General features: G+C 68.4%; 9 protein-coding genes. 5 read left to right on the top strand and 4 right to left on the bottom strand.

Annotated elements, in window-relative coordinates; genetic code table 11:
* Positions 1 to 163: 163 nt before the first annotated feature.
* The 4 genes from Q0309_RS06535 to Q0309_RS06520 all read left to right on the top strand — a co-directional run bounded on the left by Q0309_RS06535 (position 164) and on the right by Q0309_RS06520 (position 7,869).
* Positions 164 to 2,470: a UvrD-helicase domain-containing protein gene (locus tag Q0309_RS06535; protein ID WP_299438714.1), complete on the top strand. Its 2,307-nt coding sequence runs from the start codon at positions 164 to 166 to the stop codon at positions 2,468 to 2,470.
* Positions 2,471 to 3,182: 712 nt separating this feature from the next.
* On the top strand, positions 3,183 to 6,683 hold the full coding sequence (locus tag Q0309_RS06530) for an indolepyruvate ferredoxin oxidoreductase family protein (RefSeq protein WP_299438712.1): 3,501 nt from the start codon (positions 3,183 to 3,185) through the stop codon (positions 6,681 to 6,683).
* A gap of 86 nt (positions 6,684 to 6,769) precedes the next feature.
* Entirely contained in the window at positions 6,770 to 7,192 is a 423-nt protein-coding gene (locus Q0309_RS06525; RefSeq protein ID WP_299438709.1) for a RusA family crossover junction endodeoxyribonuclease, read from the top strand.
* A 35-nt stretch (positions 7,193 to 7,227) separates the two neighbouring features.
* Complete coding sequence (locus tag Q0309_RS06520; RefSeq protein WP_299438707.1) at positions 7,228 to 7,869, top strand: hypothetical protein; 642 nt, start codon at positions 7,228 to 7,230, stop codon at positions 7,867 to 7,869.
* A gap of 56 nt (positions 7,870 to 7,925) precedes the next feature.
* Here Q0309_RS06520 and Q0309_RS06515 read toward each other — a convergent pair whose 3' ends face one another.
* The 4 genes from Q0309_RS06515 to Q0309_RS06500 form a co-directional block, all read right to left on the bottom strand.
* On the bottom strand, positions 7,926 to 8,990 hold the full coding sequence (locus Q0309_RS06515; RefSeq protein WP_299438705.1) for a DUF2235 domain-containing protein: 1,065 nt from the start codon (positions 8,988 to 8,990) through the stop codon (positions 7,926 to 7,928).
* A gap of 232 nt (positions 8,991 to 9,222) precedes the next feature.
* Positions 9,223 to 9,561: a HigA family addiction module antitoxin gene (locus tag Q0309_RS06510; protein ID WP_299438703.1), complete on the bottom strand. Its 339-nt coding sequence runs from the start codon at positions 9,559 to 9,561 to the stop codon at positions 9,223 to 9,225.
* Positions 9,562 to 9,573: 12 nt separating this feature from the next.
* Positions 9,574 to 9,849 carry a type II toxin-antitoxin system RelE/ParE family toxin gene (locus Q0309_RS06505; protein ID WP_299438701.1) on the bottom strand — a complete coding sequence of 92 codons (276 nt, stop codon included), beginning with the start codon at positions 9,847 to 9,849 and terminating at the stop codon, positions 9,574 to 9,576.
* Positions 9,850 to 9,978: 129 nt separating this feature from the next.
* Positions 9,979 to 10,740 (bottom strand): N-acetylmuramoyl-L-alanine amidase, encoded by a 762-nt coding sequence (locus Q0309_RS06500; protein ID WP_299438699.1) that lies wholly within the window; start codon positions 10,738 to 10,740, stop codon positions 9,979 to 9,981.
* 451 nt (positions 10,741 to 11,191) lie between these two features.
* Between Q0309_RS06500 and Q0309_RS06495 the strand changes: the two genes are divergently transcribed.
* Positions 11,192 to 12,283 (top strand): ABC transporter ATP-binding protein, encoded by a 1,092-nt coding sequence (locus Q0309_RS06495; protein WP_299438697.1) that lies wholly within the window; start codon positions 11,192 to 11,194, stop codon positions 12,281 to 12,283.
* Positions 12,284 to 12,331 lie beyond the last annotated feature (48 nt).

Here is a 12,331-nt window from a genome sequence, read left to right as displayed (position 1 = left end):
ATCGATTCAGAACTTTCGCGCGTTGTCACGCCCTAATTCACCCGATTGCCCTGCCGCCGCCGGGTTCGACGGTTGCCCGCTCGGGCCGGCCTCGATATAGTGGAAGCCTTAAAATCCTGTACCATATGTCGCCGCCGTCCGCCCTCAGCCCTCGGGGACCGCCATGATCGACCCCTTCGACCTGACCGACGAGTCCCCGGAGGATCCGACCCCCGGACCGGCCCCGGCGGACGCCCCACCGCCGCCCTGGCTGTCCGACCTGAACCCGGAGCAGCGGCGCGCGGTCGAGGCCACGGAAGGCCCGGTCCTGGTGCTGTCCGGTGCCGGCACGGGCAAGACGCGGGTGCTGACGACCCGTGTCGCCTACATCCTGCACCAACGCCTGACGCGGCCGTGGCGGGTGCTGGCGGTGACCTTCACCAACCGGGCGGCCCGTGAAATGCGGGAACGACTCGGCTCGATGATCGGCCCGGTGGCGGAGACCGTCTGGCTCGGCACCTTCCACGCCTTGAGCCTGAAGATTCTGCGCCGGCACGCCGGACTGGTCGGGCTGCGCGACGGGTTCACGATCCTGGACGCCGATGACCAGCTTCGTCTGCTGAAGCAACTCATGGCGGACGCCAACATCGACCCCAAGCGCGAGCCGCCCAAGGGCCTGATGGGCCGCATCCAGCGCTGGAAGGATCGCGGCCTCACCCCCGACCGCGTGCCCGACGACGACGTGAAGAGCGCCGCCGGCCGCCGCGCCCGCGACCTGTACGTCCGCTATCAGGCGCGGTTGCTGGAACTCAATGCCTGCGACTTCGGCGATCTGCTGCTGCACACCCTGGGGATCCTGCAAAAACACCCCGACGTGGCCGAGCAGTATCAAAACCGCTTCGACTACATCCTGGTCGACGAGTACCAGGACACCAACGTCGCCCAGTATCTGTGGCTGCGTCTGCTGGCGGCGCGGCACAAGAACCTGTGCTGCGTCGGCGACGACGACCAGTCGATCTACTCTTGGCGCGGGGCGGAGGTCGGCAACATCCTGCGCTTCGAGACCGACTACCCGGGCGCGGCTGTCATCCGCCTGGAGCGCAACTACCGCTCCGCCTCGCCCATCCTGGGGGCGGCGTCGGGCCTGATCCGCCACAACGCCGGCCGCCTGGGCAAGGACCTGATCGCCGCCGGGGCCAACGCCAACGACCCCGACACGCCGCCGGTCAAGGTGCGCGGCCTGTGGGACGGCGAGGCCGAGGCGCGCTGGGTGGTGGAGGAGATCGAGGCCCTGGGACACGAGGGGTTGCCCGCCGCCGGCACCGCCATTCTCGTCCGCGCCACCTTCCAGATGCGCGAGTTCGAGGACCGGTTGATGACCTGCGGCGTGCCGTATCAAGTGATCGGCGGCCCGCGCTTCTACGAGCGCCTGGAGATCCGCGACGCCCTGGCCTACCTGCGGCTGGTGGCGCAGCCGGACGACGACCTCGCGTTCGAACGCATCGTCAACACGCCCAAGCGCGGCCTGGGCGAGGCCAGCGTGCAACTGGTGCAGAAACTGGCGCGTGCCGACGGGGTCTCGCTGCTGGCGGCGGCGCGAGAGCTGGTGGCCGGCGACGACCTGAAGCCGCGCGCGAAAAAGGCCCTGGCCGGCTTCGTGGAAGACGTCGACCGCTGGCGCGGACTGCTGGGCGGGATGCCGCCGGCCGAGCTGTGCGCCACCATCCTGGAGGAGTCCGGCTACGCGGCGATGTGGAAGGCCGACAAGAGCCCCGACGCCCCCGGCCGGGTGGAGAACCTGGAGGAACTGGTCGGCGCGGTGGCCGAGTTCGAGACCCTGGACGCCTTTCTGGAGCACATCGCCCTGGTGATGGAGACCGAGAGCAAGGGCGCGGCCGCCGGGGTCACCCTGATGACCCTGCACGCCGCCAAGGGGCTGGAGTTCGACGTGGTGTTCCTGCCGGGCTGGGAGGAGGACCTGTTCCCCCACCGCCGCGCGCTGGAGGAAGGCGGCCAGGCCTCGCTGGAGGAGGAACGCCGCCTCGCCTACGTCGGCCTGACGCGGGCGCGCAAGCGGGCGTTCATCTCGTTCGCCGCCAACCGGCGCATCTTCAACAACTGGCAGGCCTCGCTGCCCAGCCGCTTCGTGGACGAACTGCCGGACACGTTCGTTGAGAAGGCGAGCGACACCGGCCTGTACGGCGCCGTCACCGCCGGCTTCGCCGAGGAGCCGGGCGGCTGGGGCACGCGCCACGCGCGGCGGACGCTGAACGGGACCGGGAATGGCGGGCGTGGGGTGTCCCCCGGCACCGGCGGCTGGAAGGCGCGCGACCGCTCCGGCGAAGGCGCGGACATCACGGTCGGCCAGCGGGTGTTTCACCAGAAGTTCGGCTACGGCCAGGTGCTGTCCAACGACGGCGGCAAACTGGCCGTGGACTTCGAAAAGGCCGGCCGCAAGACCGTGGTGGCCGGGTTCGTCGAGGCGGCGTGAGGGCGACGGGCGGGATCGGCGCGACGGGAGTTGCGCGCCTCTGCCCGTGGGGGGGCGGGGCTATCCGATTCACACATCTTCACTTATTCTCGTCATTGCGAGGAGCGAGGCCCAAAAACCAAAACTGGGGCAATCCAGGGCGAATACTGGTGTCCTACGCCCTGGATTGCTTCATCCTCGTCTTGCGACGAGGGTTCGCAATGACGAGTCATGATCCTGTTCGCAGCCGTCGTAGGGTGCGTCTGGAGGCGGCGACGCCGCCGACGACGCACCGGATGGCCGCGACGGCCGCGAGGCGGTGCGTCGCCCGCCGCGTTCGCGGCGGTCAGACGCACCCTACGGGCTGGGCGAGAGGCCCGCACAAAACCCGTCATTGCGAGCCGGCGTCTTTGGACGCCGGCGAAGCAATCCAGGGCTTGTTCATGATGTAGTCGCCCTGGATTGCTTCGTCACTTCGTTCCTCGCAATGACGGAGTGCGTGTCTTTGGTGCTTAATATACCACTCATGCGGATTTTCGCTCCCACAGGCGTCGTTCACCCGATTGCCCTGCTGTGCCGCAAAAACGTCAGCTCTGCTGCCCCATTTGCGCGCCAACCCGATCGGCGTTAGACTGAGCCCCAAGGTTGGACATGCGGCTTTGGGATTGGCCCGGCCCGTTTGGCGTCCCCACATATCCCCTGTGGCCGCCCTACGCCGCCCGGAGGCTCCGTCATGACGCATCTCGCCCCTTTGCCCCTGGACCAGGTCACCCTGGACGACAAGTACCGCCTGGAGCGCGGCCGGGTGTACCTGACCGGCATTCAGGCGCTGACCCGCCTGCCCCTGGCCCAGCGCCAGCGGGACAAGGCCGCCGGGCTGACCACGGGCGGGTTCATCAGCGGCTATCGCGGCTCCCCCCTGGGCGCCTATGACAAGGAGCTGTGGCGGGCGCGGACCTACCTCGACGCCGATAACATCCGCTTCCAGCCGGGCGTCAACGAGGACCTGGCCGCCACCGCCATCTGGGGCACCCAACAGACCGGCCTGTTCGAGGGCGCCAAGGTCGACGGCGTGTTCGGCCTCTGGTACGGCAAGGGGCCGGGTGTCGACCGCAGCGGCGACGTGTTCAAGCACGCCAACATGGCCGGCACGGCGCCGCACGGCGGCGTGCTGGTGATCGCCGGCGACGACCACGCCGCCAAGTCCTCGACCATCGCGCATCAGTCGGAACACGCCCTGGCCGGCGCCCATATTCCGGTGCTCAACCCGGCCGGCGTCGACGAAGTGGTCGATTTCGGCCTTCTCGGCATCGCCATGAGCCGCTTCGCCGGCCTGTGGGTGTCCATGAAGGCCATCAGCGAGATGTGCGACAGCGGCGGGTCGGTCGACGTCGATCCGTTGGCCTTGGAGATCGTCACACCGACCGACTTCAATTTCCCCCCGGACGGCGTGCACATCCGCTGGCCCGATACCCCGCTGGCCCAGGAACAGCGGCTGATGCGGCACAAGATCTACGCCGCGCTGGCCTTCGCCCGCGCCAACCGGCTCGACCGTGTTGTCTTCGACAGCCCGCAGCCGCGCCTGGGCCTGGTCGCCTCCGGCAAGACCTACAAGGACGTGCGCCAGGCGCTGGCCGACCTGGGCATCACGGAACAGATCGCCCGCGACTTCGGCCTGCGGCTGTACAAGGTGGGGATGCCCTGGCCGTTGGAGCGCGAGGGCATCCGCCGCTTCGCCGAGGGCCTGGACGAGATCCTGGTGGTCGAGGAAAAGCGCGCCCTGATCGAGAACCAGCTCAAGGAACAGCTCTACAACTGGCGCGAGGACGTGCGGCCGCGTGTCGTGGGCAAGTTCGACGAGACGGGCGCGGTCGTGCTGCCGTCGCACGGGGAACTGACGCCGGCCATGGTGGCCCGCGCCATCGCCGGGCAACTGCGCCGGTTCGTCACGTTGGACACCATGGAACAGCGCCTCGCCTGGCTGGAGCGCAAGGAGGCGGAGCTGTCGGAAAAGACGGCGCCCACCAAGCGCCTGCCGTACTACTGCTCCGGCTGTCCGCACAACACGTCGACCAAGGTGCCCGAGGGCAGCGTCGGGCTGGCCGGCATCGGCTGCCACTACATGGTCACCTGGATGCCGGAGCGGAACACCCGCACCTTCACCCACATGGGCGGCGAGGGGGCGAGTTGGGTCGGCCTGTCACCCTTCACCGAAATGGAGCACGTGTTCGTCAACATCGGCGACGGCACGTACTTTCACTCGGGTTCGCTGGCCATCCGGCAGGCCGTGGCCGCCGGGGTCAATGTCACCTACAAGGTGCTGTACAACGACGCCGTGGCCATGACCGGCGGGCAGGCGGTGGACGGCACCCTGACCGTGCCGCAGATCGCTCGCCAGATGGAGGGCGAGGGGGCGAAGCGCATCGCCATCGTCGCCGACGACCCGGTCCGGCACGCCGACGCCGACCTGCCCGCCTGCGCCACCGTGCACCCCCGCGACGAGATGGACGCGGTGCAGCGGGACCTGCGCCAGATCAAGGGCGTGACCGTGCTGATCTATGACCAGGTCTGCGCCGCCGAGAAGCGGCGTCGCCGCAAACGCGGCCTGATGGAGGACCCCGACGTCCGCGTGGTGATCAACGAGGCGGTGTGCGAGGGCTGCGGCGACTGCGGCGTGCAGTCCAACTGCGTGTCCATCGTGCCGGTGGAGACCGAGTTCGGCCGCAAGCGGGCCATCGACCAGTCCACCTGCAACAAGGACCTCTCCTGCGTCAAAGGCTTCTGCCCCAGCTTCGTCACCGTCTCCGGTGCCACCCCGAAACGGGCCAGCGCGCGGGCCAGCGCCCTGGGCGGCGTCGACGCCTTCCCGCCGCTGCCCGAGCCGGCCACGGACATCACCCAGGCCGTGCCCTATGACATCCTGATCACGGGGATCGGCGGTACCGGCGTCGTGACCATCGGCGCCATCCTCGGCATGGCCGCGCAACTGGAGGGCAAGGGTGTGTCGGTGCTCGACCAGACGGGGCTGGCGCAGAAGAACGGGGCGGTGGTCAGTCATGTGCGGCTCGCGCGCGCCCCGGAGGACATCCACGCCGTGCGCATCGCCGCCGGCAACACCAACCTGCTGCTGGGCTGCGACATGGTCACGGCGGCGGGCGCGGACGTGCTGGCCAAGATGCGCCGGCGCCTGACGGTGGCGGTGATGAACGCGCAACAGGTGATGACGGCCGACTTCACGCAACACCCGGACCTGGCCTATCCGGACCGGCGGCTGCGCGAGACCATCGCCGACGCGGCGAAGGAGGCGCGGTATGTCGACGCCACGCGCATTGCCACGGCTCTGCTGGGCGACAGCATCGCCGCCAACCTGTTCATGGTCGGGTACGCGTGGCAGGCAGGGCTGATCCCCATCGGCCGGGCCGCGTTGGAACGGGCGGTGGCGCTGAACGGCGCGGCGGTGCAGGCCAACCTGGATGCCTTCCTGTGGGGCCGGCGCATGGCCGAACACCCCGACCGGGTGTTGGCCCTGGTGGGACCCGAGGCGGAGACAGCGGGCGACCGGCGGCTGTCGGACTCCCTCGACGAGGCCATCGACCGGCGCGCGGCGTCGCTGCGGGCTTACCAGACCGGTCGGTATGCGAAACGCTACCGCAAGGCCGTGGCGCGCGTGCGCGCCGCCGAGGCGCGGGTGATGGGCGCGGGCGAGACCGCGTTGACCGACGCCGTGGCCCGGGCGCTGTTCAAGCTGATGAGCACCAAAGACGAATACGAGGTGGCGCGGCTGTACACCGACGGCCGGTTCAAGGCCATGCTGGAGGACCGGTTCACGGGCACGCCGCGCCCGACCTTCCATATGGCGCCGCCGCTGCTGGCGAAACGCGATCTGGTCACCGGCCATCTGGTGAAGCGCGACTACGGCCCGTGGGTGTTCGGGGCGTTCCGGGCGCTGGCGGCGCTGAAAGGCCTGCGCGGCACGCCGCTCGACCCCTTCGGCCGCACGGCGGAACGGCGGATGCAGCGGCGGCTGGCGGCGGACTACAGGACCCTGGTCGACACGCTGATCGAGGGCCTGACGCGGGACAACCACGCCGTGGCGGTCGACCTCGCCCGCCTGCCGCTGGACATGCGCGGCTTCGGCCACGTTCTGGAGGCCAACGTCGCCGCCGCCAAGGCCAAGGAGGCCGCATTGCTGGAAACCTTCCGCACCCCCGCGCCGAGCATGGCGGCGGAGTAGGGGGTCTGCGAACAGCCTTCGCATGGATAGCGGCTACCTGTTAGTCTCGCGTTTCCAGGATGAGGGGCTGCCGGGACGTTGCGGGCATGGGTGTGGTGATCGTGTTCCCGGTCGAGTTTCTTGTGTTGGGAACACCGCCGTCACATCAGTCGGCGCGGCGCGATGCCCTGGCCGACTGGAAGGGCACTGTGCGTGAGGCCAGCCGATCCGCCTTGCCCGAGGGGCATTTCGCCACCGATGCGTTGGTCGCCGTGACCGTGTACTATTTCACCGATGGATCCGGTTCGGGAGACCTGGACAACATCATCAAACCGATCCTGGATGCCATGAGTCGGCACATCTATAGGGACGACAAGCAGGTAGCCAGACTCTTGGTTCAGCGGTTCGAACCGGATGATGACATCCAGTTCCTCAAGCCAAGTTCCCTCCTCACGCAAGCCCAGCAAGGGGATCGGCCGATCCTTTACGTCCGAATCGACGATCAGCCTCTTCGGCAGGTGGCGGAATGACAGGCGACCACAGCAGACGCGATCGGGAACGGGCCATGACGGCGCTCGTGACGGCTCGCCTCAAGGACGAGGGATACGAGGTGTTCACGGGTCGCGACGGCTCCCTTCTGCCGACGTTCCTGGCGAACGTCCGCCCCGATCTGATCGCCATGAAGGCCGGTCGAAACCTGGCGATCGATATCAAGGAGCGGCGCGTGGCCCGGCCCGGAGGCGTTAACCTGTCGGAGCGGGCTCGGCAGGCACAGGTGGCGCTCGCGGATCATCCCGAGTGGGAGTACCAGCTTGTCTCGGTGTCACCGGACAGTCTGGATCCCGACCTGACCGCGACGGACCGTAGAACGGTCGAGGATCGCTTGGCCCGGATCGACTCTATCCTTCGCGCCACGGGTCCCGACATGGCCCTTGTCTCAGCTTGGGCGACGCTGGAGGCGGCGGCGCGCTGGCGCTGGCCCGAGCGCCTGGCGCAGCCGCAGATGCCGGCCCATCTCGTCGGATTGCTGGCCTCGGAGGGATACCTCATGCTGGACGAGGAACGGCGATTGCGCGAGGTCCAGAACCTGCGCAATCGGGTGGTCCACGGTGATCTTGAGGTGACGGTCAGTGAGGCCGATGTCGCGGCTGTTACGCACGCCGTCCATCTGCTGCTGGAGCACGCGCCGGCCGACGCGGCAGAGTAGGGCGCAGGCACTGAGGGACGGGAGGTGTCCTCCCGTCCCGGGCGGTTTCCCGATGATCACGGGGCCGAAGGCGTGTAGTTCTCCGGCTCGTAGGTCGGGTCCTCCTGGATTTTCTTGTCGACCAACGGGTGGACCGACTGGCCCGCGTATCCCGGGTACATCACGTCGCGGGCATACTGCGGCAGGCGGGCGAAAAAGCCGTGCAGCCCGTCCCCCGCCGGATCCAGGATGTATCCCTGCCGGTCGGGATGGCCGATGCCGTCCGGGGTGTCCGACGCCGTGTTCAGCGTCAGGCCGCAGGCCATCGCCTTTTCGCACATCCACTGAAAAGCGATGTTGGACAGCCCGTCGACGAAGTTCCCGCCGCCAACGCCGCCGTGGTCGCCGGCGAACCAGACCTGCTCGACCACCTGATCGTCCGGGGCGTCGTCGCGCTTCTTCCACAGGGTGGCGCGGAAGGTGCCGCGCCGCTCGTCGATGGAGACGGCGTGGTAAGCCCGTTTGATGTGGCCACCCAGCGTGACGTCGTGGAATTGGTACAGCCGGTTCACCGGGGCGTCCGGGTTCAGCACCGGAATGCCCAGGGCGCCGACGGTATCCCAGACCCCGAGAAACTCCACCGGCGTTTCGCGGTGGACCTCGTCGGCGAACCGGGTGTCGGCGATGTCGGGCCGATCGTCGCCAATCTTGTACAGATCATAGAGTGCATCGATGGCTTCGGCGCGGTCGGTCGTCACCAGGTCGACAAAGAAGGACGGGTCGGTCCGGTAGGCCTCGCGCTTGAGGATCCCGGCGTATCCGATGAACCCCGCCAGGCTTCGGGCGGTGTAGGCGCCCCGGCTGAAGCCCAGCAGGAACAGGCGGTCGCCCGGGGCGAAGTTGTCCACCACAAAGCGATAGGCCTCCTTGACGTTGTCGGACAGTCCGACGCCGAAGCCGCCCCCGAGCAGCTTGTCGAGCAGCCCGTCCGTCCCCACGCCGTCCTGGTAGTAGGCCAGTTGCAGCGCGCCGTCGGGGTCGCGCTTTCGCAGCGCATTGTAGAACAGCCGGACATTGGTCGGGTACTCGCGGTCGGCGCTCTGCCAGGTTCCATCGCACAGGACCACAAGAGACTTCGGCATCGGTGTTCCTCCCGGGCTCATGTTGATCGGCGGAGGTTAGCGGAAAAGAAGCCTCGCGAAAAGTGTATTTCGTGAGAAAAAATCTTTTGCGTGTGTTCGCAACTTTTCGACGGCCCACCTGAAGGGGTGCCCCACGGTCGTGGTCGTCACCCCCCAACAATACCCCGCACGCCTCGCCCACGCCCCGGGTGATGGAGGTGGTGAGGATGCCTCCTTCGCTCCGGTCCGGCGATCACGCCACCGCGTCGGTATGCCGGGGAATGCGGGTCAGGTCGTCTTCCAGGTCCCGCGCGGCGATCCACAGGTCGTGCGCCTGTTGCATCCGCAACCAAACCTCCGGTCCGTTGCCGCACCAGTGGCCGAGACGGACCGCCATGGCGGGCGTGACCGCGACCTCCCCGGCCAGGATGCGGTGCAGAGTCTGGCGGGAGACGCCCAGTTCCCGGGCGGCGGCCGTTACGCTCAGGCGAAGCGCCGGCAGCACGGTGTCGCGCAGGACCAGCCCGGGGTGGCTGGGGCAGCGACGCGGGCGGCCGGACAAGATCAGTTCCTCGGGCAACTCCTCGGGCATCGCGCGTCTCCTTCAGTGATCATTCTCGAGGTCGACACGCCAGGCGTCGCCGTCCTCGAACTCGAACGTCACACACCACGGCCCGTTGACGTGGACCGACCACCGCTTCGGCGATCCCCGGAGACCATGGAAGTTCCAGCCGGGGATGTTCATGTCCTCGGGCCGGGTGGCGGCATCAAGCGCGTCCAGGATCGGCAGGCACCGGGCGTGCAGGGCCGGCGCGATCCTCGGCGTCGCGCCATCCAGGAACAGGGCCTTGAGCCCCTTATGCCGGAAGCTCCGGATCATGCCGGAGACTGTAGCGCACTATGCGACAGACCGTAAATCAATGTGAGACACTCTCGCGGGAGACGGGGTGGACAACCGTCGCGGCTTGCAAACCGCATCGCATGGGAAGGGTGTTTGGGGCGCGCAGGCCTACCCCCCCATCAGCACACCGCACGCCTCGACCACGCCCCGGGTGATGGCGTCGGCGAGGATGTCCTGGTGGAAGGGGTCGCGCAGGCGCGCCTCCTCCTCCGGGTGGACGATCACCCCGGCCTCAATCAGCACCGCCGGCATGGCCGCCGCCTTCAGCACCACCAGGTCGGCGAAGTCGTAAATCCCCAGGTCGCGGTCCAGCAGGGGACGGTTCTCGCCGGCGATGGGCTCGGCGTGGTGCAGGGTGGGCGACAGGCCCCACTCGCCCAGCGCCCCGCCGATGGCCCGGGCGACGGCCAGGCTTTGCTCGAAGAACAGGTTCTTGCCGGAAACGAACAGGGAATACCCCGCGGCGTGGCGGCTGAAGCGGGCGGGGCGGCCCTCCAGCGTGCCGTGCTCCAGATACCGCGGTTGCACCGAGTCATGGTGGATCGACAGCAGCACATGCGCGCCCAGCGCCGCCGCCCGGCGCGGCCGGTCCCACAGGTCCGGTTCGGCGTCGGGCTCGGCGATCAGCGCCGCCTTGTCCAGCCCGGCGGCGTGCATGTGCGCCAGCACCCGCCGCGCCAGATCGACGTTGAAGGCGTGCTCCGGCCGGCCCCGGGCGCTGGTGGCGCCGGATGAGGAAGGGGTGTGGCCGATGTCCAGCGCCACCACCAGACGGTCGCGGTCGCACGCCCCCGCGCCCGAGTCGCCCACCGCGACAGGGCCGATCCAGGCCGCCACGGCCACGACGGCGAGGCCGGCGCGGTGTCGCACCCCCATCGTTCGAAGGAGGCCGCGCTTGGTCCGGACTGTCCATACCTGCATGAAATTGAGGCGTTGCATAACAAATCCTCGGGCACTGTGCCTGTGATATGGGCAGGCGCGGCGGCGGCGAAGTCAAGGCTTGAACGGACGCCCCCCGGACACTTGGCAGCGGTTCCACAAACGCCCGGTCTTATACTCAAGCAGCATTGCCGCCGGCACCGATGCATTCAGAGGCGCACTCGAAAGGATGCATCGGTGTTCCCACCCGGTATCTGACTCCGTCGCATTCATGATTTCACCGGGTTCTGCCATTCTACTTCGCGGACGCCGGATTGGCCTGTTGTCTTTTTGTGTGCCCGTGCTACCGTTGGGCCACCAATGGCGTGGTTCCGGGGCCGGACCGACCTGCGCGGGTCCGCGCGGACCCATCGCGCATCACCGGGGAGAGGGTGGGACAGGCATGACCGAGACGAAGGATCCGTTCGTTCGGTTCCAGGACGTCCAGAAGAGTTATGACGGCGAAACGCTGGTCGTCAAAGACCTCCATCTCGACATCGCCAGGGGCGAGTTCCTGACTCTGCTGGGCCCCTCGGGGTCGGGCAAGACCACCTGCCTGATGATGCTGGCCGGGTTCGAATCCCCCACCTTCGGCCAGATCCTTGTCGATGGCCAGCCCATCACCCATGTCCCCCCGCACAAACGCGGCATCGGCATGGTGTTCCAGAACTACGCCCTGTTCCCGCATATGACGGTGGCGGAGAACGTGGGCTATCCCCTGCGGGTGCGCGGCATCGGCCGCGAGGAGATGGAGCGGCGCATCCAGCGCGCGCTGGACATGGTGGAACTGGGCCACCTGGGCCGGCGCCGCCCGGGCCAGCTCTCCGGCGGCCAGCAGCAGCGCGTCGCCCTGGCCCGCGCGCTGGTGTTCGAGCCGCGCCTGGTGCTGCTCGACGAGCCCCTGGGCGCGCTGGACAAGAACCTGCGCGAGCAGATGCAGTACGAGCTCAAGCACATTCACGAAACCCTGGGCGTGACCATGGTCTACGTCACGCACGACCAGACCGAGGCGCTGACCATGTCGAACCGCATCGCCGTGTTCGACGACGGCATCATTCAGCAACTGGACGAACCGGCGACACTGTACGAGCGCCCGGCCAACGCCTTCGTGGCCCAGTTCATCGGCGAGAACAACCGGCTGATGGGTCACGTCGAGGGGCTGGACGGCGACCGCTGCGCCGTGCGGGCGGACAGCGGCGACCTGATCCAGGCCCTGAACGTCAGGACCGGCGGCGTCGGCAGCCGCACGCTCGCCTCGCTGCGCCCGGAGCGCGTGTCGATCAACCCCGACCCCGGCACCATGCCCAACATCCTCGACGCCGAGGTGCTGGAGGTCATCTACGTCGGCGACCACATCCGCTCGCGGATGCGGGTCGGCGACCACGACGACTTCATCGTCAAGGTGCCCAACTGGTCCGGGCATGTCCACCTGCAGGCGGGCCAAGCCCTGCGCGTGGGCTGGCACGCCGAGGACTGCCGGGCCCTGGACGCCTGACCGCCCGCCGAATGCCACGACACGGGCGGAGTCCGTTCACCATGAACC

This window comes from uncultured Rhodospira sp. (assembly GCF_937138205.1).
GTDB lineage: Bacteria > Pseudomonadota > Alphaproteobacteria > Rhodospirillales > Rhodospirillaceae > Rhodospira.
The sequence above is the reverse complement of the archived record's forward strand: the minus strand, read 5'-3'. Positions and strand labels throughout refer to the sequence as shown.